The following is a 23,811-nucleotide window of genomic DNA, read 5'->3' as shown; positions in this document are numbered from 1 at the left end:
CGCCTTAAATAAGTTGATATGAGACGAAAAAGAAAGCCAGTGTTTTGACGAGACGACAAAAGCGTCGTCTCTGCGCAAAGAAATAACCTCTACATTCCTGGCTGGGGATTCGGCTGGTCGAGAGGACGATCGGTGTAAAGTGCCTTGCCGGAGGTCTCCTGCAGGAGGATTTTGTTGTTGCCGAGCAGCTGGTCCACGGTGTCTCTCTTTTCAAGAGGAACGAAGAGGAGCTTGCGGTCGCCGGTACCCCAGATCCTGAGCAGGTCCTCGTTGGTGAGGAAGATGTGTGGAGCGTCGGGAAAGTAGGAGCCGAAGAGCATGGAGGTGGAACGTCCTTCGACGAGATCGACCTGGCGGCCGAGGTAGAAGGGGATGGACGAGCCGTAGGCCTGGTCACCGTACATGAGCACGGTGTTGTCGTGGGAGATGGCCCCGCTGGCCTCGAGGGCTTCGATCTTGTCGGCGACTTTCTTCGAGGAGAGCATAGGCGCGAAGCGAACGAAGGCGATGTGTGCGGCGATCAGGAAGACCGTGGAGGTAAGGGCGATGGTCGTCGTTGCGGCGAGGTGGCGCTTTTTGGCGCGCAGCATCCATGCGATGGATGGGCCGAAGCAGAAAGTGATGGCGGCGAGGCCTGCGGGCAGGCGCAGAGCGGCGAAGGAGGCGTCGGTGAGGTCGAAGAAGTGCGACATGGAGAGGGTATAGTTGCCGACGTCGCGGTGGGCGAGGACATCGCCGATGTCGGGGACGAAGGCGAGGTGGCGGGAGCTCCAGAGGCCGTAGGCGAGGGTGATGGCGACGGCAAAGCCGATGAGCATGAAAGCGATATGGGCGAAGATGATCCAGCGGCGCGAGGAAGCGTCGGTGTTGAAGGTATCTTCTGCGCGATTAAGGGCGACGGCGAGAAGCAGCAGCAACGCGAGATAGGCGGGGAAGGTGTAGTACTCCTGATTGGTGGAGATTGAGAAGAAGACGAGGACAAGCGCAGAGTAGAGGCCGAGCAGCAGAAGCGTCTGCCGGGCAAAGTCGAGCGAGCGCAGGGAGGCGAGAAGCGGTGTGCTGCGTGTGCGCCATTTCTTGATGGCTACGACGAGGGCGGCGGGGACGAAGAGGCTCCATGGAAAGAGCCAGACGATGTGCAGCGACCAGAAGAGGTAGCCGGGGAGCTTGTTGTAGTCCTTGGGGAAGCGCTTGCCGAGGAAGCGGAGGAAGTGCTCGTTGACGAAGTAGAACCAGAAGAAGCCGTGGCCGTTCATGCCGTTGGTGTTGCGCAGGCCGGCGAGGATGTGCCACGGTGCGGCGATGGCGAGAAAGAGGATGGTTCCGGTGAGAGGCTTTAATGCGCGCCAGTTTTTGTAGTCGCCGGTGAGCGCAAGGTAGACGATGGCGGTGCCGAGCAGAAAGACGATCGCTACAAGCCCTTTGGTAAGCACAGCCAGGGCGAGCGAGGCCCACATAATGTAGGCATAGGTGGCTGAGGAGAAGGTGCGCTTTGCTCCGTTGCTGCTTTCGACAGCACGGAGCAGGCAGTAAAGAGAGATGCAGAGGAATAGAGTCAGCAGGACTTCGGGGATATAAATGCGGGTGAAGAGGAAGACGCCGATGGAGGTAAGGATGGCAAGGCCGGTGTAGAAGCCGGTGCGGTTGCCGAAGGCGCGGCTGGCCCAGTGGAAGCCGAGGAGCGCAAGCAGGAGAACTCCGATAGCTTCGGGAAAGTGGGCGGCGAAGGTGTTGAAGCCGAAGATGCGGAAGCTGACGGCGTCGAGCCAGTAGGGGAGCGGCGCTTTTTCGAGATAGCGGATGCCGTTGACGTGCAGCGTGACGAAGTCGCCGGTGAGGGCGATGTGACGGGCAGCGTTCGCATGGGTGGCGTCGGCGTCGTCGAGCAGTGGTGGAGCGAAGAGCGAAGCAAAGAAGATGACCAGCCAGAGGCCGAGAAGGATGGCGGCGGCGGTGGAGCGTCGGGGAGTATCGGCAGAGAGCTCGGAGGGGTAGGCTGGCACTGCGGAGAGAGTTTGGTTAGTCATGGAATTTAAAGTGCTTTTGTAAGCATAAATTGTTGGGCGGATTTGATGGCTGCGATGTGGATACGAGAGAAGCGCATGAGGATGTATCTTGCTTGTGTTGGGTGATTTTTCCGTTTGAGGTGTGTGAAGAGCGATGCCTACGTTTGCCGCCGTCGATATTGGGTCGAACTCCTGTCGGTTGAAGATTGCCTCTGTGCATATGCATCGATTGAAGACGCTGCACGAAGACCGCGAGGTGACGCGGCTTGGAGAGAGCGTCTTTCAGACCGGGTCGATCTCGCCGGAGGCGATGTCGGTGACGATTCGGGCGCTCAAGCGGTTTTACAAGGCGGTGCAGCTTCATGCGGCGGACAAGGTGCGCGTGGTGGCAACCAGCGCCATGCGCGATGCACGGAATGCGGCTGCATTTACGGAGTGGGTGAAGTCGGCGACGGGATGGGATGTGGAGGTCATCTCCGGCCTCGAAGAGGGACGGCTGATTCATCTAGGCGTGGTCACGCATGAGGCGGGCGCGAAGGGGAAGTGTCTGCTGATCGATCTGGGCGGTGGAAGCTGCGAGGTAACGGTCTCCGATGGTGGTCGGATCAAATCGATGGTGAGCCTTTCGCTGGGTGCGGTGCGATTGCAGCAGGAGTTTTTGCCGACGGACCCGCCGGCGAAGGAGGATGTGGCGCGGCTGAAGCAATATATTGACCGCGAGCTGAAGCGCGGCGAGAAGAAGCTCGGCCAGCCGAGGGTGGGACTGGTGATTGCCACCTCAGGTACAGCGGCGGCTCTGGCCGAGGCCGGCGTGGCCATGGCGAAGAAGCTGCCGGTGAAGAAATCTGCGCCGAAGAAGTTTGTGCGGCTGAAGCCGAATGAGGCAACGACGGCTGATGTAAGGACGCTCGCCGACAAGCTGATGAAGATGAACAACGCGCAGCGTGCGGTGGTGCCGGGAATCGGGCCACGGCGGTCTGAGATTATCGTCGGCGGCGCACTGGTCTATGCGAGCCTGCTGGAGCGGATGGGGCTGAAGGGGTTTCGCTACTCTCCGCTGGGACTGCGGGACGGAATTTTGGCGCAGATGCTGGCGGAGTCGGACCTGCGAACCTCGGTGCATCGGAAGATCGAGGACGAACGGTGGACGGGCGTGTTGGAGGTCTGCGAAAGGTACGGGGTTCAACTGAAGAATGTTGAGCCGGTGCGGCAGCATGTTGTGCAGTTGTTTGACTCAATGGCGCGGGTGCATGAGCTGCCGGAAGAGTACAAGCTGTGGCTCGAGTCGGCGGCGATGATGAACGACGTTGGCAAATTCATGAACCACCAGGGACACTACCGGCACACGCAGTACATTATTGCGAACTCGGAGATCTTCGGGTTCTCCCCGGAGCAGCGAGCCATCGTGAGCGTGATTGCCCGCTACCTGGGCAAGACGCGGCCCGATGCGACCGACCGGCCCATGCGGACGATTCCGATGGAAGAGCATGAGCATGTCAGGCGGGCGGTGGTTTTGCTGCGGCTGGCGGTGGCCCTCAACCAGGACAGGGCGAGCGCCGTGGTGCGTATGCGAGTGCATGTCTATCCCAAGCGCGTCGTGCTGGAACTGGTTGCGGGGCGCAGCGGAGCGGAGCTTGAAGCGTGGTCGCTGCGCAAGGAAGCGGACTATTTTCGCGAGATCTTTCGCCGGGAGCTCTTCGTCGAAGTGGCGTAGAGGGCGCGGACGATGCGCGGATCGAGCAGCCACTGGAGCGTGGCCGGGCCGCGGGTGAGCGAAAGCCGCGCGATCGAGCCTTTGCGCAGACGCACCTGGGCCGCTGCATGGGTAGAGGCCGGTACGAGCAGCGAACCAAGGAAGGTATTGATGTTGGGGCTGTGTCCGACGAAGAGTACGTTTTCGTGGTCGCGGCACTCGTGCAGCAGGTGCTGGAAGTCGCGAGTGGTGGCCTCGGGGGCGAGCGCTTTGGAGACCTGAATGATGGACTCGTAGCCCATCTCGGTGCCGACAAGGGAGGCAGTCTGCAGGCTGCGTTTGAGATTGCTCGAGACGATGAGATCGAACTGGATGTTCAATGCGTTCAGGACGTAGGCGAGCTGGAGGCTATGGCGTTTGCCGTCTTTATCGAGGGGGCGCTTGACGTCGAGAAGCGGGTTGGCGCGACGGACTCCGGCGCTCGCGTGGCGGAGGATGAAGAGGTTCATAGGTCTTGTTTTCATGGTCAGTGTACTGAAGGAAACAGCTTTTGCTGATTACAGAAGAATAAATGTGCTCTAGGTTTGTGGAGGAGAGGGCTTTGCAGGGTCATGATGGAAGACTCCTGGATCAGGCTCGTCGAGAGACGGGCTGGCAGGCTCGGGATCGGGGATAGGGTCCTCGACTTCATGCTCGGCGGGATCGGGATGCGGCGTACTCATGAGGTATAGGATGCTCGCGACGACGCGGGCGGCTGCATACGGGTGCGGTTGTCATAGGCATGGCGGGAGCGGAGGACCTGCTTGCCGTGCTTCTCGGCCCAGAGCCAGATGCCGCAGACGGCCTCGCCGAGGCTTTCGCCGCGCGGGGTCAGCGTGTAGTCGACGTGCGGCGGAATGACGGGATGGACGCGGCGGGTGACGAGTCCGTCGCGCTCGAGTTGGCGCAGCGTTTTAGTGAGCATCTTCTGGCTGACGCCGGGGATGCGCTGGGAGAGCTGGGTGAAGCGAAGCTCTGCCGCTGCCTGGGCCAGCTCTTCGATGACGAGCAGCGTCCACTTGTCCGCGATGCGCTCGAGCATCTCGTGGACGAGGGCCTGTTGCGCTGTGTCCGATGCGGTCGATGAATGTGTGGGTTTTTCTATGGTTCCCATGCGGTAAGTATAGAACATAAAGGTTCCTACTTCCCAAAAGAGAGTGTCCTGCATAGGATGACGATATGGAGGACATATCGATGAGCAACAAGAGTTTTCGCAGGCTGGGCAACGCCGGGCCAAAGGTGTTCCCGCTGGCGCTGGGATGCATGGGAATGTCGGGAATGTATGGCGAGAGCGACGAGGCGGAGAGCATTCGTGCCATTCACGCGGCAGTTGACGGCGGAGTGACGCTGCTCGATACAGGCGACTTCTATGGAATGGGCCACAACGAGATGCTGGTAGGTCGGGCGTTGCGTGAGATGAGTCCGTCGGCACGCGAAAAGGTGAAGGTGAGCGTGAAGTTCGGTGCGCTGCGTGGGCCGGATGGATCATGGCTGGGCTTCGATGGACGCCCCGCAGCGGTGAAGAACTTCCTGTCGCATAGCCTGACGCGGCTGGGAGTGGACCATATCGATATTTACCGCCCGGCGCGGCTGGATGGAAATGTTCCGATTGAGGAGACAGTCGGCGCGATTGCCGAGATGGTGGTAGCGGGGTATGTGCGCTACATCGGCCTGAGCGAGATTGGGCTGGAGACAGCGCAGCGAGCGCAGACGGTGGCTCCGGTGTGCGATGTGCAGATCGAGTATGGCCTCGCCAGCCGCGGCATCGAAGAAAAGATTTTGCCGGGGTTGCGCGAGCTGGGAATCGGTGTCACGGCGTATGGTGTGCTCTCGCGTGGTCTGCTGAGCGGATCGGTGCCGCAGGCGAAGGGCGATTTCCGTGCGCGGCTACCTCGATTCAGCGGGGAAAATCTGGCCAAGAATCAGGTATTGGCTGCGTCACTCAAAGAGCTGGCTGCGTCGCGCGGCGTGACCGCTGTGCAGATGGCGATTGCGTGGGTGTTGGCCAAGGGCGATGACATCGTTCCGGTGATCGGATCACGCAAGGTAGCGCAGGTGAAAGAGGCGCTGGGTGCTCTGGATGTGCGGCTCTCGGCCGAGGAGGTTGCACGGCTCGAAGCAGCGGTGCCTGCTGCTGAGATCGCAGGAAGCCGTTATGACCCGCACCAGATGGCGATGCTGGACAGCGAAAAGTAGACAGTGTTGGCAGATCAAAGGAAGGACTTAAGGACACTGAACCGGCCCTGTCGTTTGGACAGGGCCGGCCAGTGAAGTGGTTGCAGGAGACTACCGCAGATGCTGCCAGGCGTCGTAGGTGAAGAGACCGACGATGCCGATCGTCATGAGGGCAGCGGCGTAGCCGAAGAGATTGACCATGGGCCTGATCTTGTTGACCTTGCGGATGATCTCAGTCTGTTCGTCCTGCTCGTTGGAGTGAGTGTCTCCGAGGAAGAGCTGGTCCTCCTCGTAACGGGTTAGCTGGCCGCGATAGGCGAGCAGCGCCAGGAAACAGGCTGCCAATACAGCCCAGACGATGAGCAAAACAGGTAGGTGGCTCATAGCTATTTCCTCCGCCCTGAGAAGGGTCCGGTTATGGGAAGCTCGGCGATACCGGGCGGGTCCGGTTGCGGGCTCGGAGGGCACCACTAGGGCATCCGAGGGAATCATACGCCTGAATCAGGTGAAGGGTGCAAGATTTTTCGCAGTGGAAATTAGGTCAAGAATCCAACCGATGAAGAGTCCGGAATTTAGCGGTGAAAGGCCACGTGAAGAACGATGGCGGCGACCGTTGCTACTGCAGCAATTACAAAGACCAGCATGGCGGCGATAAACCAGGCGATGCGGCGCTCATCCTTGGGCGAAGGCTGCGTGATGCCGAAGGTGTTGATAAACGCATTCGACAGAAAGAGTAGCGGTCGCATGGTAATGAGATGATAGCCCACGCCTGCGGAAGCGGCTTTTCGGGAAGATTTTGTGCATCCGTCGAGCCAGAGGCGCATCTGATTGTGAAGTGCCTCCGCTCTGGTAGCGGGCGCGACTGTGGAGTAGACTAGTAATCAAGGAGATTTGCCCGATGTCCACTGCAACCGTTACCCCTGAAGTCGTTACTGGAGCGCCTACTTCGACTGCGCCCGTAAATCTGACTCCTGCCGCAATTGCGAAGGTAAAGGAGATTATGTCGACACAGGATCCCGTCCCTGCCGGGCTGCGGATCGGTGTAGTTGGCGGAGGATGTTCGGGCTTCCAATATTCGATGTCGTTCGAGAACCAGAGCGGCATGATGGATAAGGTTTATAAGTTCGACGATCTAAAGGTGTTTGTCGATGCGACTTCGGCCGCGTACCTGAGCAATTGCCAGGTTGATTATGTTGAGACGCTCGAGGCTGCTGGATTCAAGTTCGAGAACGCCGCGGTGAAGAGCACCTGCGGATGTGGTTCTTCCTTCAGCGTTTAGTTTGAGTTTGTTGGTGGACGCATGGCCCCGGCTTCGGCTGGGGCTTTTTGCTGCCCTAAGACATCTTGATCTGTAGGGCGCGCAGTAGAAATTCGGTCAGAAACTTCGTATCGTCTTCGGTCGAGCGGCCTTCGGTGTAGATTCTGCGCTCGCTGGTGCCGCGGATGGCGTCCATGATGGTCCAGGCTGCACCGAGAAAGTCCTGCTCGGGTATCTCTCCAGATTTTGCGCCTTCAGTGAAGATCGACTGAAGGTAGAGCACGGTCTCCCTTTGCCATGCGATGCTGCGTTTCCGGTATTGGACTTCGCGGCTGAGGCTGAGGATGACACCATAGAGCGATTGCTGCTCGTTCCAGAAGGCGACACGGACGCGGATGAATGCCGCGATTTTTCCTGCGATGGTCGACTCTTTCTGCACCTGCTCCTCGGTCAATGCGGCCAGTTCGGTGAGCGCCTGGCGCACGGTCGCCTGATAGATGGCGTCCTTGGAGTTGAAGTAGAGATAGAGCGTTCCCTTGGCCAGCCGGGCGGCCTTGGCGATGTCTTCCATGCGCGTGGCCTCGAAGCCCTTATTGCCAAAGACCTTGGTCGCCGCAGCGAGGATCTCGGAACGGCGGAACTCGGCGACGATCTTTTGCTTTCGGTCTACTACGGCTCGGGGCATGGGCTCTCGGAAGTTCTTCACAAGCATAAACGTGCATCGTAATGACTCATCGGTCATCTAAAATGACTGTAGGGTCATTATGCCAGCCGTCCTGGAAGAAGAAGAGCTAGTACAACCCGAAGAAGCACTGGCGGAGATAGCGGCGCCGTTCGATAATGAGCGCCTTCCCGAGCCTAAAGTCTTCAATCCATGGATCATCGCGCTGGTGGTCACCATCGGCACATTTATGGAGGTGCTGGACACCTCGATCGCCAACGTCGCACTGCCGCATATCTCTGGCAGCCTGTCGGCTTCGCAGGACGAGGGCGCATGGGTGTTGACCAGTTATCTGGTTGCCAATGCGATTGTTCTGCCCATCAGCGGATGGATCTCTTCTGTCTTTGGCCGCAAGAATTTTTATCTCACCTCGGTCTTCTTCTTCACTGTTTTTTCCGGGCTCTGTGGCATGGCACCTACGTTGGGCGTGCTGATCCTGTTTCGTGTAGCGCAGGGTCTTGCAGGCGGCGGCTTGCAGCCTTCGGTGCAGGCGATTCTGGCAGATACTTTCTCGGTGCAGAAGCGCGGCATGGCGATGGCGCTTTATACCGTTGCGATCCTGATCGCGCCGGTGCTGGGACCGACGCTCGGCGGTTGGATCACGGATAACTATTCGTGGCGCTGGATATTCTACATCAATATTCCGGTGGGCATCGTCTGTGTCATTCTTACGCGCATTGTGCTTGAAGATCCTCCGCATATGAAGGAGCTGAAGGCGAAGGCGCGGAAGCTGTCGGTCGACTGGGGCGGGCTGGGTTTCATCTCGATTGGGCTGGCTACGCTTGAGATCGTGTTGGACAAGGGGCAGGAGCTTGACTGGTTCGGCTCGCCCTTCATCGTCTTTTTCGCCAGCGTCTCCCTGATAGCGTTGGTCAGCGCCGTGGTGTGGGAGCTTAAGCGCAAGAATCCGATCGTCAATCTGCGGCTGCTGAAGGAGCGGAACTTTCTCTTCTGCTGCCTGATCATCCTTGGGCTCTATGCGATTTTGTACGCGACAACTTATCTGATTCCCGTGTATTTGCAGCAGTTGATGGGATATACGGCGACCTCTGCGGGCATTGTTCTTTCTCCGGCGGGAATCTTCACCATGATCGAGGTGCCGTTTGTCGGATTCATGCTCACCAGGGGCTACGATCCGCGCAAGATGGTCTTTGCAGGAATGATGCTGATCGCCTCTTCGTTGTGGTGGATGGGCACGCTCAACCTCGATATCACCGAGTGGAATATGATCCTTCCGCGCATCGTGCAGGTGATGGGGCTTGGCCTGATTACGGTTCCGGTCAGCACGATGGTCTTCCGGTTTATTCCAAAGACGGAGAGCTCGCAGGCGGCAGGGCTGTATGCGCTGGTGCGGAACGAAGGCGGCAGCCTCGGCATCGCGCTGGTCAGCACGATGCTGCAGCGCCGGACGCAGGTGTTTCAGCAAGTGCTGGGCCAGCACATTACCGCTTCCAGCGCAGCAGTGCAGCAGGCGGTGGGGCAGATGGCCGCCGGTCCCGGCAACGCTGCGGACAATCACTACTTCGCCCTGGCCCAGCTTTACGCGGGGATGCAGCGTCAGGCCTCGCTGCTTGCCTATATGGACCAGTTCAAGATGTTGTGCATTCTGATGCTGTGCATGGTGCCGCTGGTCTTCTTCCTGAAGCGCCCGCCCGTGCAGAAGCATATCGAGCTGGAAGCACACTAGTTCCGCAATATACTCGTTGGTTATGAGACTGAGGCAAGTATTTGCGTTGACGATAATAGCGTTTGCGTGGAATGGGCTGTGCCATGCCGAGGATTTGTCCGCGAGAGTGCAAGATGCTGTAAAGCAAAGTACTTTAGACCAATCAGGAACGAAGCCTTTTCACTTGAAAGCAATATTGGCGCCTAGTTTCGAGCGCGATAAAGAATCAGGCAGAACGGGTGAGATTGAAATATGGTGGAAATCGCCAACGCAATGGCGTCGCGAAGTACAATCGCCGGACTTTCATCAAATAGAGATTGTGAATGGAACGCAGGACTGGCAGAAAAACGACGGAGATTACTTTCCGGAATGGCTGCGAGAGACTGCAGTTGCACTAGTGAAGCCGGTCCCTCCAATTGACCACGTGTTATTGGAAGTGGAGACTGCGGACATACATAAAATTGCGGGCCAAACTCATGCTCAGTGGATGAATATGGGTACTGATGGAGTCGTATCAAAAGGAATTGGAGCAGGGATTGCTCTAAACGATAGCGATGGGCTTGTGTTTTATGGCGACGAAGTGGGTTGGGGCGGGCTCTTCCATGATTATCAGGATTTTCATGGGCGCAAAATTGCTCGAGTGGTGAGTGTTGGATCGCCAGAGGTGACAGCAAAAATTACCGTATTGGAGGACTTACCGACAGAACCGGAGGACTTCTTCAGCGGTAGCGCATTGGGAAATAGTGCTGAACCAATTCGTACTCAAGTGGTGGATGAACAATCGCTTCGCAAAAATCTACTGGCGAATGAACCAATACAGTGGCCGCAAGTAGAGAATGGACCTCTCACTGGAGCGATGGTGACGACAATCGTCGTTGACCGGGAAGGCAGAGTTAGGGATGTCGGAACGATGGTAAGTGATAATCCTGCATTAAATGCAGTGGCTCAGCAATGGATCTCTCAACTGAAATTCAAGCCATATTTGGTGGATGGTTTACCGGTACAGGCAATAAGCACTTTGACTCTTTCCTTCAAGACCCTGCGGCCAGCGGGAACGGAGAGTTTTGAAAGTGCGCGCACCTACTTTGAGCGGGGGCGAGCAGTTGGATTTCCGTCAGCTAAAGGAGATGCCCCCTATACCTTGCACGCCGAATTCGTAGCGCGGGAAAGTTCTGGTGCGGTTATGACCGGACAATATCAGGACACGTGGGCAAACGCGACCCATTGGAGACGCGAGGCTCGGCTTGGAGAAAGTTATCTTGTCCGTACAGAAGATGGAGAGGATCGATATGGCCTGGAGAGTGGGCCGGATGCGTCGGTTCTTAGTTTACTGCTTCATGTGATGGAGCCGATTCCTGCGATAGATACTTTTGTTGAGTCTGACTGGAAAATCAAGAAGCAAGAGGTTAATGGCATAAAAACTATACGGATAGCAGTTGGCCCAGAGGATGCGGCGGGCAGGATGGAAGAAGGAAATTCCAGAGCATTCTGGTTTGATGAAGATGGAAAGTTGATACAGGCAATTACGTCAGGAGCCCAAATAAACCGAAGTGACTTCGCAAGCTTCGATGGTTCACAAGTCGCACAACTGATTGATATACGTGTGAAAAATACACTTACCATACGACTGCATGTGGACAGTCTTCAGCTGGGAAATTCTCTGCCAACCGATAAGTTCATTGTAAAAGGGCACCTATATACGCGAGCTTTTACGGATGAAGTTAGGTAACCGATCCGGAAGGTGTGCGGAAGATGAAGCCATAAACGTCTAAGATGAACGGAGTTTGAGTTTATGGGCGTGAAGGTTCGATGACTGAGTTTGTAATTAAGCTGGCGGATGAACGGGGCAGGGTGCAGGAGCAGACCCATGCGGCGGCGACGGCGGAGGAGTTGCGGGCGCGGTTTACGCAGGCGGGATATTACGTCTACTCGGTGAAGGCGCGGAGCGCGCTGGGGGGATCGAGCAAAAAAAAGGTCAATCTGGAGACGTTTCTTATCTTCAATCAGCAGTTTTTGACGCTGATTCGGGCCGGGTTGCCGATTCTGGGGTCGATGGAGCTGCTGGCGCGTCGGCAGAAAGATGCGCATTTCAGGGCGCAGCTCGAGGATGTTGCCGCCAGGGTGAAGACCGGCGAGTCGATCTCGCAGGCGTTCGAGGCGCAGGGCGGCTTTCCCATCGTTTATACGACGACGCTGCTTGCCGGTGAGCGGTCAGGAAATCTCGAAGAGGTGTTGCAGCGGTATCTGGACTTCCAGCGCGTCTCGCTGACCTTCCGCAAGAAGCTGAAGGCCAGCCTTATCTATCCTGCGTTGCTGGTGGTGATGGTGGTGGGGCTGCTGATCTTTCTGATTACCTTCGTCGTGCCGCGGTTCGCGCAGCTTTACGACCAGTTGGGGACTCGGTTGCCTTGGCTGACGCTGGCGATGCTGCAGATGGGCCAGTACGCGCAACACTATGGAATCTATGCGGCTATTGTTGTAGCCGTGGTGGTCTTCGGTGTGTCGCGGTGGATCAAGACCGACTCTGGTGCGACGACTGTGGACCGAATCCGCATCAGCCTGCCTATCTTCGGCAATGTCTGGTTGAAGTATCAGGTAGGCCTGTTCAGCCGAACGCTTTCAACCCTGCTGACCGGCGGCCTGCCGCTGGTGCCGAGTCTGGAGACGGCGGCACGCTCGATCGATTCGCGGCAGATTGCGAATGCGGTCTACCGGTCAGTGGAGACGGTGCGCGAGGGCAAGGGGCTGTCGGCCAGCTTGCAGTCGACCAAAGTTTTCCCGGAGCTGGCGATTGAGATGATCGAGGTCGGCGAGTCGACAGGCGCGCTGCCGCAGATGCTCAACTCGGTGGCCGAGTTCTTCGAGGAAGACGTTCAGGCCAACCTGACGGCGGCGATGAGCCTGATTGAGCCGGCGATTTTGATCGTGATGGGCATCGTCGTGACCGGTATTCTGATTGCGCTCTATCTGCCGATCTTCAGCCTGAGCGCGGGTGGAATGAGCCACTAAGGGCGTGCAGGTCTTATCATTCCACTGTCGACTTCCTCGCAGGAAAGAAGGCCGTGATGAGCACTGTATCCCCACGATCTGCAGCAACAGATGGCGTTGAGAAGGCCGGTTATCCTCTCTGGCTGAGGATAGGCTTCTGGGTTTGTATCGTCATTGCGATTGCCGTGGTGTTGCGAAGGGTCGTTGAGCTTGCCTCTCCTCAGCAGTCCGGGCCTCCGCAGCTGGTTCAGACGAACGCGGTCTTCGCTTCTCATGCAGGGCTGACGTTGGCCCATATTCTTCCGGCGCTGGCATTTGTTGTACTGGTCCCGATTGTTCTTCTGCGCTGGTCAAAAGCGGCATGGCTCGAACAGGCGCTCTTTATCCTGGGATTGGTCGTAGGCATCACTGCCTATGGAATGAGCGCCTATGCAATCGGAGGTTGGATAGAACGCTCCGCCGTCCTCTTTTTCAACAGCCTGTTTTTATTCTCGTTAGGACGTGCCTATTGGCATCTGCGTCGAGGCGCATTTTCTGAAGAGAGACGCTGGTTGATACGTTCCATCGGAATCTTGCTTGGTATTGCTACCACCCGCCCTGTGATGGGGGTATTCTTCGCTACCAGTCGCCTGACGCATCTTGAGCCGAGACAGTTCTTCGGCATCGCGTTCTGGGTTGGCTTCTCGATCAATACGATTGCTGTTGAACTCTGGCTGCACTCCAAAAACTACCAGCTTCAGAGTGCCAAAATGGCATCCGGGCCGGAAGCTTAATTGAGGACGGCGGCTTGGCTGCGGCGGCAGGCGAGCGCGAACATAAGGCGCGAGAAGCCGCTGAAGATCATGCTGATGCCGACCAGCGTACCGATGGCCCATATGGTGCTGAACGGCCACGTCCTCCAGATCATGATGGCGAGGACGATGGTCACGACGCCTTCGAGGATCATCCAGAACCGTCCATTGCGGGTGAGCCGGAAGCCGAGGACGATCTCGAAGACTCCTTCAATCAGCAGATAGATAGCCAGCAGCAGCGTCAGCGAAAGCAGACCGGCAAAGGGATGCAGGATAAGGTAGCCTCCTGCAAAGAGATAGACCAGGCCGACGAGTATCTCCCACAGCACAGCCCCGGCGGAGTGCGATTTCCAGGCAAAGATGAAGTGCGCGATGCCGCTGACGATTAGCAGCCAGCCGATGTAAAGGGTGACGCCCAGGCCCATGATGGGCGGCAGCAGGATAGCGACAAGTCCCGCCAGAATCAGGAAGATGCTGAGCGCGATGGACCAATTAAGGGCTTTGGGGGGAATCGAGGAACAGGCAGTGGTTGCATCGTTCATGGATCGTCTCCAGAAACTGCAAAGTGCTGTCACATATCAGGGACGAGAATACCACGGGAGGTCACCCTTTCCAGATAATCCTAGATAATAGAGTTACGGTCGAAATTTCCGGGTCTTCGAGCCGTCCGGCAGTGACGGATGGGGTGGAAGGGAGTCTTACAGCTATGGCAAATGCACCTTTGGCGATCCCAATCAATGAATTGGGCATGGACGAGACCGAGCGCGCGCAGGGATTGGCGCGGCGTTACCATGCGGAGTTTGTCGACCTGAAGAACTTCAAGATCCAGCATGAGCTGTTTAAGACCGTCCCGGTGGACATGATGTTCCGCTACAACTTCGTTCCGCTCGAGCAGAGGGAGGGACGGCTGGCGATCGCAGTCAGCGATCCGTCGAAGCTGATGGTGCTGGACGAGATATCGGGGCTGCTGGGCACGCGGCTGATTACGCGGGTGGCAACGCTCTCGCAGATTACCGATCTGCTGAAGAAGACGGAGCAGTCGCAGCGCGTGCTCGACGAGGCAAGCGAAGGCCTTGCCTTCGATGTGCTTTCGAGCGAAGACAATGCTGACGAAAATATCTCCATTGAGCGGCTGACCAGCGAGGACGATATCTCGCCGATCATCCGGCTGGTGGATACGACGATCTTTACCGCGCTGGAGCGCCGCGCCTCGGATATTCACCTGGAAACCTTCGACGATTCGCTGCTGGTGAAGTACCGCATCGACGGCGTGTTGCAGCAGGCCATGGCTCCGATTGCACGCGAGCACCACCAGACGATCCTTTCGCGTATCAAGGTCATGAGCGAGTTGGACATCGCCGAGCGCCGCGTGCCGCAGGACGGCCGTTTCCGTGTGCGCTACAAGGGCAGGCTGATCGACTTTCGTGTCTCGATCATGCCGACGGTGCATGGCGAAAACGCTGTGCTTCGTGTGCTCGATAAAGAGTCGATGAGCGAAAAGTTCAAGAAGCTCTCGCTCGATGTGGTGGGATTTGCGGAGAGAGATCTAGAGCGGTTTCGGCGCTACATCAAGGAGCCGTACGGCATGGTGCTGGTCACCGGGCCGACCGGCTCGGGTAAGACGACGACGCTCTACGCCGCGCTGAACGAGATCAAGTCTGAGGAAGACAAGATCATCACCATCGAAGACCCGGTCGAGTATCAGATTCGCGGCATCACGCAGATTCCGGTGAACGAGAAGAAGGGGCTGACCTTCGCTCGAGGCTTGCGGTCGATCCTGCGCCACGACCCGGACAAGATTCTGGTCGGCGAAATCCGCGACGCGGAGACGGCGCAGATTGCGATCAACTCGGCGCTGACCGGGCACCTTGTATTTACTACTGTCCACGCGAACAATGTCGTGGATGTGCTTGGTCGCTTTTTGAACATGGGCGTCGAGCCATACAACTTCGTCTCGGCGCTGAACTGCATTCTGGCGCAGCGGCTAGTGCGTCAGGTCTGCGACTTCTGCGTACGCGATGTACAGTACAGCGATGCCGATTTGATCGCAAGCGGGCTGGAGCCGGAGGAGTGGCGCGGCTTCAACTTCCGCGAGGGCGCGGGATGCATCGAGTGCGGCGGCACAGGGTATCGTGGCCGATCGGCGATTCACGAGCTGTTGGAGCTCGATGATGAAATTCGCGAGATGCTGCTGGCGAAGAAGCCCGGCAGCGAGATCCGCAAGAAGGCAAGAGAGAAGGGAATGGCGTTTCTGCGCGATTCTGCGTTGGAGCGGGTTCGCGCTGGAATCACGACGCTGCGCGAGATCAACAAGGTTACGTTTATCGAGGCAGGAAGATAGAGTTCAGAGACTGGTTCGATGGTTGCTGGTTTGAGAAGGTAAGCTAAGACGGCATGGAATTTTTACCGACAAGTTTAGGCACGCGGCCGCGGCTGGCTGTTGAGGTAAAGGCTGAGGGCGTCGTCGCTGCCCGCGCCGAGGACGCGGCTGCGCTGCTGACTGCGGTGTCGCGGGCAAATCTGGCAGCAGGAGCCGTGGTTCCCGGCCTGAAGGCGGGGAATGTTGCTGATCGCGAGAGCGTAACGGCAGCAGTTCGCAAGGCACTGGACGAGGTCGCTGGTAGAGGCTCGGAGCGCAGCGTCGGCCGAGATGTGACCCTCGTGGTTCCGGACGGCGCGGTGCGCGTGCTGCTGTTGGACTTCGACCAGTTGCCCTCGAAGGCTGCGGAGGCGTTGCCGGTGGTGCGGTTTCGGCTGAAGAAGCTGTTGCCGTTCGACGCGGATACGGCCGCGGTGAGCTATCAGGTGCTTTCGACGGAGCGTGGCGGCGTGCGCGTTCTGGCTGTGGCGATGCCCAGGGACGTATTGGATGAGTATGAGAGCGTGGTGACGGCGGCGGGCTACCAGCCCGGAGCGGTGTTGCCCAGCACGCTGGCTGCACTGTCGGGGCTCGATGCAACCGACGCTCCCGCTTTGGTTGTGAATGCCGAGCCAAATGAGGTGACAACCGCGATCGTCAAAGGGGGAATTCTGCTCTTGCACCGGGCGTTGGATTTGAGTGCGAATGCTGAGGCCGCTGCGGCGGTTGGGACGTCGCTTGAGGGAGCACAGGGTGCGTGGCAGGCGCGGCAAGGTGTTGACCTGGTTGAATACGACCGTTTCGACGCAGAGGCCGCTATGCAGACCGCTGTGATCGAGAGGGCCGAGATGCGCGATTGGGTCGCGACGGCGATTGCGCAGGCAACGGCCAGCGAGATCACCCAGGCGATCAGCGTCGCCGCTGCATATTTTGAAGATACGCTGCAGGCGTCTCCGGAGAAGCTGCTGGTAGCGGGAACGATCGATGCGCACGGGGTGGCTGCGATGATGAAGGCGAACGGGTTGGATGGCTTACAGGTGCACGAGATGGTTGCCGCTACGATGATGGAGGCGGGAGCGGTATCGGCAAGTGTGCCTCGCAGCTGGCTGGCCGGCGTTCGAGGAGCGTTGAAGAGCTGATGCGGATCTCAGTCAATCTGGCAACACGTCCTTTCGTCGAGTTGCGTCCGCTCTTTGCGCGGCTGCGGCTGGCGATGGTGGCGCTCGCAGTGCTGGCGGTGGGGCTTGGGTTCTGGTTGCACGCGCTCAACGGCCGCGCCAGCATCGCGCAGGCGAAGATGAACGCTTTGAAGGCGAAGACGGATCAGTTTCAGCGAGAGCGGCAGGTGAACGAGGCAAGGATGCGTCAGCCGCAGAACATGGCGGTGCTGGAGCGTTCTCAGTTTCTCAACGACCTGTTCGCGCAGAAGAGCTTTAGCTGGACCGCAGTGATGATGGACCTCGAAAAGGTACTGCCGGAGGGTGTTCAGGTTACCAGCATCGAACCGATCATCAGCAAGGAGGGTGAGGTCAGTATTCGGTTACGGGTGAGCGGCGACCGCGAGCGAGCGGTGCAGTTGGTGAGAAATCTGGAGACGTCGCAGCGTTTTGTCGCTCCGCGCCTGGTCAACGAGGCCGCACAGAAACTGCAACAGGGCAACCGAAATCCGATGCAGATGCAGACGCCGGGAGTCGTGGAGTTCGACATCCTGAGTGGTTACAATCCCTTGCCTGCGACTGTCGTCACGACTAAGACAACGCCAGTTAACGCAGATGGTGCAGGAGGCAGACGATGACGGTCACGACCCGTAAGATGCTGCCACCGAACCTGTCAGAGCGGACACGCGCATTGTTGACGCAACTGAATATCTATTACGCGGGCGTTGCGGTATTGGTGCTGGTGAATCTTTATCTGCTGATTCATATCGGTTTTGCCTGGAAGGCGGCAACCGGTCAGGATGCCACGGCGATCGAGCAGCAAACGATCGCGATGAAGACGGCGGAGATTGCGACGAAGCCGCTTGAAGGGCTGGACGCGAAGCTGGCTCAGGCTACAACGGAGGCCAATGAGTTTTACAAACGACGGCTGCCGTTTGCTGACTCTGAGGTGGTGGGCGAGCTCGGTGTTCTGGCGAAGAAGCAGGGCGTCAAGCTCAACCAGGGAGCGTATTCATCCTCGCCGGTGATGACCGGCAGTGCCGGTGAGTTGACGGAGCTGCGCATGGATTACAGCCTCAGCGGCGACTACAGGCCGTTGATGTTGTTCATCAACTCGCTGGAGCGCGACAAGATGTTCTTTCTGGTTCGCGGCGTGTCGCTGACCGGGGAGCAGAACGGTACGGTTGGATTGCGCCTGAAGCTTGTGACGTATCTGCGTACTCCGGTGGGAACAGAAGGCGCGGAGAAGAACGTCGTCACGACTTCAAACGATGCCGCTAGCTCATCTGTCGCTGGGGGTGCATCGCGATGATGAAGATGGGAGCGGAGGACAAGAAAAAACTCGGAATTCTCGCCATCGTCGGTGTATTTGCGCTGGGCGCGATCGTTTATATGTACAGTGAGCTTTCTACACCGGATGTTGCTCGACCAGTGACGACAACGGTGGCAGCTCCGGTTCCCGTGAGAGTGCAGCCGAAGGCAGGCGAGGCCAGGAACGTCGGCACTGCGGCGACGCATCTCGACCCGACACTGCATATGAAGGCGATGCTGGTAACGGAGGCGCTGGTTTACACCGGCAGCGGACGAAATATTTTCTCCGCTAATTCGGTTCCGACGGTGGTTATCCCCAAGGCAATCGCTCCGGCGCGTCCCAAGGGGCCGGTCGTTCCTGCGGCGCCGCTGGGGCCGCCACCTCCGCCACCGATTGACCTCAAGTTCTTTGGAACGGCTACCTCGGCGCAGGGAGTGCGGCGAGCGTTCCTGCTCCACGGCGAGGATGTCTTTCTGGCATCGCCGGGAGATATTGTGCAGCGCCGCTATAAAGTAGGAACGATCTCGGCGAACTCGATTGTGATTGAAGACCTGACCGACAACAATACGCAGACGCTGCCGCTGATTGTGCATTGATACACGGAATACGACGATGATTCGCACCGCTCCACACCGATTGCACCGACCAGAGATTCGCGACGGTGGATTTGTGCATGCGGACATGCCAGAACGCGAGGGCGAGCAGGGTTATCTTCTATTGGGGCTGATCGTCGCGATCTTCCTGATACTGCTGGTGCTGGGCGTTGCGGCTCCGCGGGCGGCACATGAGCTGCGGCGCGAACGCGAGGTAGAGACGGTGCGCCGGGGCAACGCTTATGTGCGGGCCATCGAAGTGTACTACCTCAAGATGGGCAACTATCCTACGTCGATTGAACAGCTCGAGAAGACCAACAACATCCGCTTCCTGCGCAAGCGCTACATCGATCCGATGACCGGGAAGGATGACTGGCGCGTTATTCATTTGGGCGAGGCCAAGACCACGGTGAAGGGCTTCTTCGGCAAACCGCTGGGTGGGATCGAGAGCACGAGCCTGGGAGGCTCGCCTGCCGGAGCAGGTTCAACGAGTTCGACCTTTGGTTCGTCATCCACGACTGGCGGATTGACTTCGTCCTTTGGCTCATCATCGGGATCCGGTTCAGGTGGTCTAACTTCTTCCTTTGGATCGAGTTCGTCGAGCTCATCCAGCAATGGCACCGGAACACCTTCAGGCTTATCGGGCCCGAACGGAATTGGGTCCGAGTCGGGCATCGGATCGGGGATTGGAGCTGCAGCTCAGGCCGGTCCGATTGTCGGGGTTGGGCTGGTGAAGTCCGGAAACTCGATCATGACTCTGAACGAGCAGACGACCTACGAGACGTGGGAGTTTCTCTACGATCCGCGGATCGAGCAGTTGAAGGCCAGGGTGAGTCTGTTCGGCGGGGGCATGGCATCGACGGATGCTGCAAATTTGGGATCGGCTGCCGATTCCAAGTCGTCGACAACGGGCGACCTTAACTTCGGGTCGGGTTCGACCTCAGGCAGCCAGTCTACGAGTGGAGGCTTTGGCAACAGCAGCTTTGGGAGCGGGACGAGTTCGAGCCCGAATCCATCTCCGACGACGAATACTCCTCAGTAGGAACTTCATGGTGTTGACGGCTTTTGGTTATGTGCTGCACTGGTATACCCCCTCCCCCCGTACTTAAGTCCTAAAGTCTTCGAAAGAAAGGACCTAAGTCCAAACTGGGTACGGACCTGGTCTGGACTTCGGTCTGGATTTAGGCAATGAAAAAGCCCGGCTGTTGGCCGGGCTCTCTGGTCTTTCTTCTGGATTAATTCTAACAAGTGGTGTCAAGGGTCCTGTAAGGCAAAAGCGAAATACAGGGGTCTCTCCACTGCGCAACGGACGATAAAGCCGTCCGTTGCTCCGGTCGAGATGACGTACTTATGGCCGGAGTAATTTATTTGGCCTTTTCCTGCCAGATGGCGACGAGAGCTCCGGTGGGGTCGGTGAAGATGCTGAACCAGCCCGTGTCGGGGACCTCGTGGTTTTCCATCATCATGGCGGCTCCGAGGGACTTGGCCTTTTCGGTGGCGGCTTTGATGTCCTCGACGCCGATGTAGGGGAGCCAGTGCGTGGGGGCCTGGGGCATGCTCATCATGCCGCCGCCGGGGCCGGAGTCGGGCTTGAAGATGGAGTAGGTGCCGGAGGGGCCCATGTCCATGTCCTGGAAGTCCCACTGAAACATCTCTTTGTAGAAGGCCTTTGCCTTCGCCAGATTGGGGGTGTTGAGCTCAAGATGTACGAAAGGGTTTGCCATGCAGTGCTCCTTTTAGGATTTTTAGGGAGGCCCTGAGTGAGGCTGATCGGCCAAGCTTACTCGTTGAGATGAGGATGGGAGGAGGCGTGGCGGGATTTTTAATGGATATTTTGCGGTTGGGTGAGGGAGGGGCATACCCCAGGGGCTAAAGCCCCCTTTTCTTTTGGGGGATGAGAGGACCAAGGCTGAAGCCTTGGTGTACCTAGAGGCAAGTGCAAATGCAAATGCAACGGCAACAGCAGCGGCAAGTGCAACGGCAAATGGGGGGTTCTTCGCTGCGCTCAGAATGACAGAGGGGGAGGGAATGACCGTGGCGGTGAGAAGGGGGTGTGGGTTTAATGCGCTCCGGCGGGGCCGCGGCCGGGCTTAACTTTCTTGAAGAGCCAGACGATGACGATGCAGCCGAAGCTGAGCAAGGAGAGCCAGCGGAATACGTCGACGAAGGCCCAGCTGAGCGCCTGACGCTGGAGCTGCTGGTAGAGCATGGTCTGGGCCGGGAGAGTGGCGTTGGACTTGCCGAAGAAACCGGTGAGCGCGTGGGTCGTGGCAGCGAGGCTGTTCTGGAAGTTCTGCCCGGTGAGGGGGACGGAGCCGGAGATGAGGTTCTGGTGGACGTCGCTGCGGCGGGTGAGCAGGGTCGAGGCGAGCGAGATACCGATGGAGCCGCCGACGTTGCGCATCAGGTTGAAGAGACCGCTGGCATTGCCGATCTGCTCGTTGCTGAGGGTGCCGTAGGCGGCGGTGTTGATGGGCACGAAGACGAAGCTGAGGCCGAATCCGGTGATGAGGATAGGCAGGAGAAGCGTCGTCGGGGAGATCTCGAGCGTGAGGCCGCCGAAGTAGAGCGTCGTCAGGCCGAAGGTAAAGAAGCCGAAGGTGAGGAGCCAGCGCGGGTCGGACCTGTTGGAGAGGTAGCCGATGATAGGCATGCCGCAGATGGCTCCGATGCCGCGCGGCGCGACGACCAGACCGGCGGTGAAGGCGGTGTAGCCCAATAATTCCTGATAGAAGAGCGGCAGCACGACGACGGTCGAGTAGATGGCTATGCCGAAGAGAAAGATGAGCGTCGCGCCGATGGCGAAGTTTCGGTCTTTGAGGACCTTGAGATCGACGAGGGTGTCCTTGTGCACCCAGGAGTGCCAGATGAAGTAGACGAAGGAGACTACGAGGGCGAGGGCGGCCCAGCGGACCCAGGTGGCGCCGAACCAGTCGACTTCCTGACCTTTGTCGAGGATGACCTGGAGGCAGCCGGTCCAGATGACGAGGGCGGCGAAGCCGTAGCGGTCGAAGAGCGGTGCTTTCTTGTTGCTGATGTAGGACGGATCGTGGACGAAGCGGCTGATCATGAACAGCGCGAGGATGCCGATAGGGATGTTGATGTAGAAGGCGTAGCGCCAGGAGTAGGTGTCGGTGAGCCAGCCGCCGAGGGTGGGGCCGAGGACGGGAGCGACGACGACTCCGAAGGCGAAGACGGCCATGGCTGCTCCGCGCTTTTTGGGCGGGAAGGATTCGAGCAGGATGGCCTGCGAGAGCGGCTGGAGTGCTCCGCCTCCTGCGCCCTGGATGATACGGGCGATGAGCATGAAGGCGAGGGTGGGAGCTGCTCCGCAGGCGAAGCTGGCGGCGGTGAAGATGACGACGCAGGACATGAGGAAGCGCTTGCGTCCGAACTTGAGGGAGAACCAGTTGCTGGCGGGGAGGACGATGGCGTTGGCGACGAGGTAGCTGGTGAGGACCCAGGTGGCCTCGTCGGTTGTGGCCGAGAGTGAACCGCCGATGTAGGGCAGTGCTACGGCAGCGATAGAGGTGTCGAGCACCTCCATGAAGGTGGCCAGCATGACGGCGGCGGCGATGAGCCAGGGATTGACGCCGTGGGTGGCTTCAAACGTCTGGTCTGCCGGAGCTGTCGCCGATGCGGCCATGTACTGATTTATATCCTTGACGGGGTTCGGCGCAAGCTGGCACGCGCAGTTCGATGATGTGTTTCTCGATGGCCTTACAGATAGTTAGAGGCGCAAACTGGGTATTTTGATGCAAAGTTTGGCAGTGGTGGAGATAGAGGAATTTTTCGGAATATTTATTTTTGCGCAGGCTGCGCGATAAACGATGCAGTGACCGTGATGCCGAGCAGAACGACGATGACGCCGAGCGAGAGCAGCGGGCCGATCTCGATCCAATGGCCGGAGAGCATCTTGATGGCGGCGAAGGCGAGCACGGCGGCGAGGCCGTAGTGCAGGAAGCGCAGCTTGGCGAGGAAGTGGACGAGCAGGAAGTAGAGCGAGCGCAGTCCCATGACCGCCATGATGTTCGACGTATAGGCGAGGAAGGGATGGCGCGTGATGGAGAGGACGGCGGGGATGGAGTCGAGTGCGAAGACGACATCGGCCAGCTCGATGGCGACGAGGGCGAGGAAGAGGACGGTGGCCATGCGGCGGTTGTCTTCGATGACGAAGAAGTGGTCTTGCGTGAGGCTGACGGGGTGGACTTTGGAGAGCCAGCGAATCCAGACCGGAGTTTCTTCGCTGTGAGATGACGGCAGGACAAGGCGGATGGCCGCGATGAGCAGGATGGCTGCGAAGACGTAGCTGATCCAGGCGAAGCGGTCGAGCAGGCCGATGCCGGCGGCGATGAAGGCTCCACGCATGAGGATGGCTCCGAGCACTCCCCAGAAAAGGACACGAGGCTGCTTGAGCGGCTGAATCTGGAAGAGGCGGAAGAGCATAAGGAAGACGAAGAGGTTGTCGATGGAGAGCGACTCTTCGATGGCATAGCCCGCGAGGTACTGGACGGCGGATTCGCTGCCGAGGGTGTAAAAGACGAATCCGGCGAAGGCGAGGGCGGCGACGATCCAGAGGACAGTGGAGACGACGGCGTTGCGGTGGGCCTTGGCAGGGGAGGGCGCAGGAGTGCGACGGCGAGTGTAAAAGAACTCGAAGGTGAGCAGGACGAGGAGAAAGAGGTGGAAGCCGATCCAGTGGCTGATGGGGGTGGCAGCGGGCATCTGTCCTACGATGCTATCGCGAGCCTGCCTGGACGTGCATGTCGAATCTGCTAGTGGGCGACGATCAGGGTGTAGACGCCATAGAGAACCAGGGCCAGAAAGATCCAGAGTAGCGAGGAGATAAATACGCCGCGCAGGACGGGGAGCAGGGGGTGGGTAAGCAGGAAATCGGCTGCCATGACGCGGCGCGTGGGCGCAGCAGCGTTGTCGTAGGTGGAGTGAAGCGTAGGCGCGTGCATGGTACTACCTCGTTGAGTTTGAGAGTAGGAGCGGGTATCAGGGAGCAACCATCCCCGAAAGGGGGCAGCACGTACACCGTTTGGGTGAG

At 58.5% G+C, this 23,811-nt stretch carries 25 protein-coding genes; 13 read left to right on the top strand and 12 right to left on the bottom strand.

From position 1 onward, the window contains the following. Positions 1-89: 89 nt before the first annotated feature. On the bottom strand, positions 90-2,027 hold the full coding sequence (locus tag IEW09_RS10320; protein WP_188554053.1) for an ArnT family glycosyltransferase: 1,938 nt from the start codon (positions 2,025-2,027) through the stop codon (positions 90-92). Between the two features lie 133 nt (positions 2,028-2,160). On the opposite strand from IEW09_RS10320, the gene IEW09_RS10315 reads away from it, so the two are divergent. Next, positions 2,161-3,720, top strand: a complete 1,560-nt coding sequence (locus tag IEW09_RS10315; RefSeq protein ID WP_188554052.1) for a Ppx/GppA phosphatase family protein — start codon at positions 2,161-2,163, stop codon at positions 3,718-3,720. On the opposite strand, the gene IEW09_RS10310 is transcribed toward IEW09_RS10315, so the two are convergent. From IEW09_RS10310 to IEW09_RS10300, 3 genes are read right to left on the bottom strand one after another with little or no spacing between them, the layout of a single operon-like run. Further along, positions 3,672-4,223, bottom strand: a complete 552-nt coding sequence (locus IEW09_RS10310; protein WP_308420545.1) for a SixA phosphatase family protein — start codon at positions 4,221-4,223, stop codon at positions 3,672-3,674. The two genes, IEW09_RS10315 and IEW09_RS10310, sit on opposite strands and share 49 nt — an antisense overlap. 54 nt (positions 4,224-4,277) lie before the next feature. Beyond that, positions 4,278-4,421 carry a hypothetical protein gene (locus IEW09_RS10305; RefSeq protein WP_188554051.1) on the bottom strand — a complete coding sequence of 48 codons (144 nt, stop codon included), beginning with the start codon at positions 4,419-4,421 and terminating at the stop codon, positions 4,278-4,280. After that, positions 4,418-4,852 (bottom strand): winged helix-turn-helix transcriptional regulator, encoded by a 435-nt coding sequence (locus IEW09_RS10300; protein WP_188554050.1) that lies wholly within the window; start codon positions 4,850-4,852, stop codon positions 4,418-4,420. The genes IEW09_RS10305 and IEW09_RS10300 overlap by 4 nt, the downstream gene beginning before the upstream one ends. A gap of 80 nt (positions 4,853-4,932) precedes the next feature. Here IEW09_RS10300 and IEW09_RS10295 point away from each other — a divergent pair, with 80 nt between their 5' ends. Further along, a complete protein-coding gene (locus IEW09_RS10295) occupies positions 4,933-5,934 on the top strand; it encodes an aldo/keto reductase (protein ID WP_188554049.1) in 1,002 nt (333 codons plus the stop codon). 90 nt (positions 5,935-6,024) lie between these two features. On the opposite strand, the gene IEW09_RS10290 is transcribed toward IEW09_RS10295, so the two are convergent. Beyond that, positions 6,025-6,297 carry a hypothetical protein gene (locus IEW09_RS10290; RefSeq protein ID WP_188554048.1) on the bottom strand — a complete coding sequence of 91 codons (273 nt, stop codon included), beginning with the start codon at positions 6,295-6,297 and terminating at the stop codon, positions 6,025-6,027. 188 nt (positions 6,298-6,485) lie between these two features. Continuing rightward, positions 6,486-6,659: a hypothetical protein gene (locus tag IEW09_RS10285; protein ID WP_188554047.1), complete on the bottom strand. Its 174-nt coding sequence runs from the start codon at positions 6,657-6,659 to the stop codon at positions 6,486-6,488. A gap of 152 nt (positions 6,660-6,811) precedes the next feature. Between IEW09_RS10285 and IEW09_RS10280 the strand changes: the two genes are divergently transcribed. Then, positions 6,812-7,192 carry a HesB/IscA family protein gene (locus IEW09_RS10280; protein ID WP_188554046.1) on the top strand — a complete coding sequence of 127 codons (381 nt, stop codon included), beginning with the start codon at positions 6,812-6,814 and terminating at the stop codon, positions 7,190-7,192. A 55-nt stretch (positions 7,193-7,247) separates the two neighbouring features. Here the strand turns inward: IEW09_RS10280 and IEW09_RS10275 are convergent, their stop codons facing one another. Beyond that, the gene (locus IEW09_RS10275) at positions 7,248-7,856 is read right to left on the bottom strand and encodes a TetR/AcrR family transcriptional regulator (RefSeq protein ID WP_188554045.1); all 609 of its coding nucleotides are present in this window, start codon (positions 7,854-7,856) and stop codon (positions 7,248-7,250) included. Positions 7,857-7,935: 79 nt separating this feature from the next. Here IEW09_RS10275 and IEW09_RS10270 point away from each other — a divergent pair, with 79 nt between their 5' ends. From IEW09_RS10270 to IEW09_RS10255, 4 genes are all read left to right on the top strand, one after another. Further along, positions 7,936-9,579 carry a DHA2 family efflux MFS transporter permease subunit gene (locus IEW09_RS10270; RefSeq protein ID WP_188554044.1) on the top strand — a complete coding sequence of 548 codons (1,644 nt, stop codon included), beginning with the start codon at positions 7,936-7,938 and terminating at the stop codon, positions 9,577-9,579. 22 nt (positions 9,580-9,601) lie between these two features. Next, on the top strand, positions 9,602-11,287 hold the full coding sequence (locus IEW09_RS10265; protein WP_188554043.1) for an energy transducer TonB: 1,686 nt from the start codon (positions 9,602-9,604) through the stop codon (positions 11,285-11,287). Positions 11,288-11,367: 80 nt separating this feature from the next. Next, on the top strand, positions 11,368-12,567 hold the full coding sequence (locus IEW09_RS10260; RefSeq protein WP_188554042.1) for a type II secretion system F family protein: 1,200 nt from the start codon (positions 11,368-11,370) through the stop codon (positions 12,565-12,567). A 56-nt stretch (positions 12,568-12,623) separates the two neighbouring features. Continuing rightward, a complete protein-coding gene (locus tag IEW09_RS10255; RefSeq protein WP_188554041.1) occupies positions 12,624-13,319 on the top strand; it encodes a DUF2306 domain-containing protein in 696 nt (231 codons plus the stop codon). On the opposite strand, the gene IEW09_RS10250 is transcribed toward IEW09_RS10255, so the two are convergent. Beyond that, positions 13,316-13,879: an HdeD family acid-resistance protein gene (locus IEW09_RS10250; protein ID WP_188554040.1), complete on the bottom strand. Its 564-nt coding sequence runs from the start codon at positions 13,877-13,879 to the stop codon at positions 13,316-13,318. The two genes, IEW09_RS10255 and IEW09_RS10250, sit on opposite strands and share 4 nt — an antisense overlap. A gap of 164 nt (positions 13,880-14,043) precedes the next feature. Between IEW09_RS10250 and IEW09_RS10245 the strand changes: the two genes are divergently transcribed. Genes IEW09_RS10245 through IEW09_RS10220 form a run of 6 tightly spaced genes read left to right on the top strand, consistent with a single transcriptional unit; the run spans position 14,044 to position 19,800 of the window. Beyond that, positions 14,044-15,678 (top strand): GspE/PulE family protein, encoded by a 1,635-nt coding sequence (locus tag IEW09_RS10245; protein WP_188554039.1) that lies wholly within the window; start codon positions 14,044-14,046, stop codon positions 15,676-15,678. A 53-nt stretch (positions 15,679-15,731) separates the two neighbouring features. Then, a complete protein-coding gene (locus IEW09_RS10240; protein ID WP_188554038.1) occupies positions 15,732-16,835 on the top strand; it encodes a type IV pilus biogenesis protein PilM in 1,104 nt (367 codons plus the stop codon). Further along, the gene (locus tag IEW09_RS10235; protein ID WP_188554037.1) at positions 16,835-17,491 is read left to right on the top strand and encodes a PilN domain-containing protein; all 657 of its coding nucleotides are present in this window, start codon (positions 16,835-16,837) and stop codon (positions 17,489-17,491) included. Before IEW09_RS10240 ends, IEW09_RS10235 begins: the two co-directional genes overlap by 1 nt. Next, the gene (locus IEW09_RS10230) at positions 17,488-18,165 is read left to right on the top strand and encodes a hypothetical protein (protein ID WP_188554036.1); all 678 of its coding nucleotides are present in this window, start codon (positions 17,488-17,490) and stop codon (positions 18,163-18,165) included. Before IEW09_RS10235 ends, IEW09_RS10230 begins: the two co-directional genes overlap by 4 nt. Then, on the top strand, positions 18,162-18,761 hold the full coding sequence (locus IEW09_RS10225) for a hypothetical protein (protein WP_188554035.1): 600 nt from the start codon (positions 18,162-18,164) through the stop codon (positions 18,759-18,761). The genes IEW09_RS10230 and IEW09_RS10225 overlap by 4 nt, the downstream gene beginning before the upstream one ends. A gap of 16 nt (positions 18,762-18,777) precedes the next feature. After that, positions 18,778-19,800: a type II secretion system protein gene (locus IEW09_RS10220; RefSeq protein ID WP_229739228.1), complete on the top strand. Its 1,023-nt coding sequence runs from the start codon at positions 18,778-18,780 to the stop codon at positions 19,798-19,800. A 322-nt stretch (positions 19,801-20,122) separates the two neighbouring features. Here IEW09_RS10220 and IEW09_RS10215 read toward each other — a convergent pair whose 3' ends face one another. From IEW09_RS10215 to IEW09_RS10200, 4 genes are all read right to left on the bottom strand, one after another. After that, positions 20,123-20,482 carry a VOC family protein gene (locus IEW09_RS10215; RefSeq protein WP_188554034.1) on the bottom strand — a complete coding sequence of 120 codons (360 nt, stop codon included), beginning with the start codon at positions 20,480-20,482 and terminating at the stop codon, positions 20,123-20,125. A 335-nt stretch (positions 20,483-20,817) separates the two neighbouring features. Then, positions 20,818-22,404: a DHA2 family efflux MFS transporter permease subunit gene (locus IEW09_RS10210; protein ID WP_188554033.1), complete on the bottom strand. Its 1,587-nt coding sequence runs from the start codon at positions 22,402-22,404 to the stop codon at positions 20,818-20,820. Positions 22,405-22,559: 155 nt separating this feature from the next. Further along, on the bottom strand, positions 22,560-23,483 hold the full coding sequence (locus tag IEW09_RS10205) for a TerC/Alx family metal homeostasis membrane protein (protein WP_188554032.1): 924 nt from the start codon (positions 23,481-23,483) through the stop codon (positions 22,560-22,562). Positions 23,484-23,533: 50 nt separating this feature from the next. Continuing rightward, complete coding sequence (locus tag IEW09_RS10200) at positions 23,534-23,722, bottom strand: hypothetical protein (RefSeq protein WP_188554031.1); 189 nt, start codon at positions 23,720-23,722, stop codon at positions 23,534-23,536. Positions 23,723-23,811 lie beyond the last annotated feature (89 nt).

It is taken from the genome of Edaphobacter dinghuensis (genome assembly GCF_014640335.1).
In the GTDB taxonomy this organism is placed as follows: Bacteria; Acidobacteriota; Terriglobia; order Terriglobales; family Acidobacteriaceae; genus Edaphobacter; species Edaphobacter dinghuensis.
This window is presented reverse-complemented; position numbering and strand designations above follow the sequence as displayed.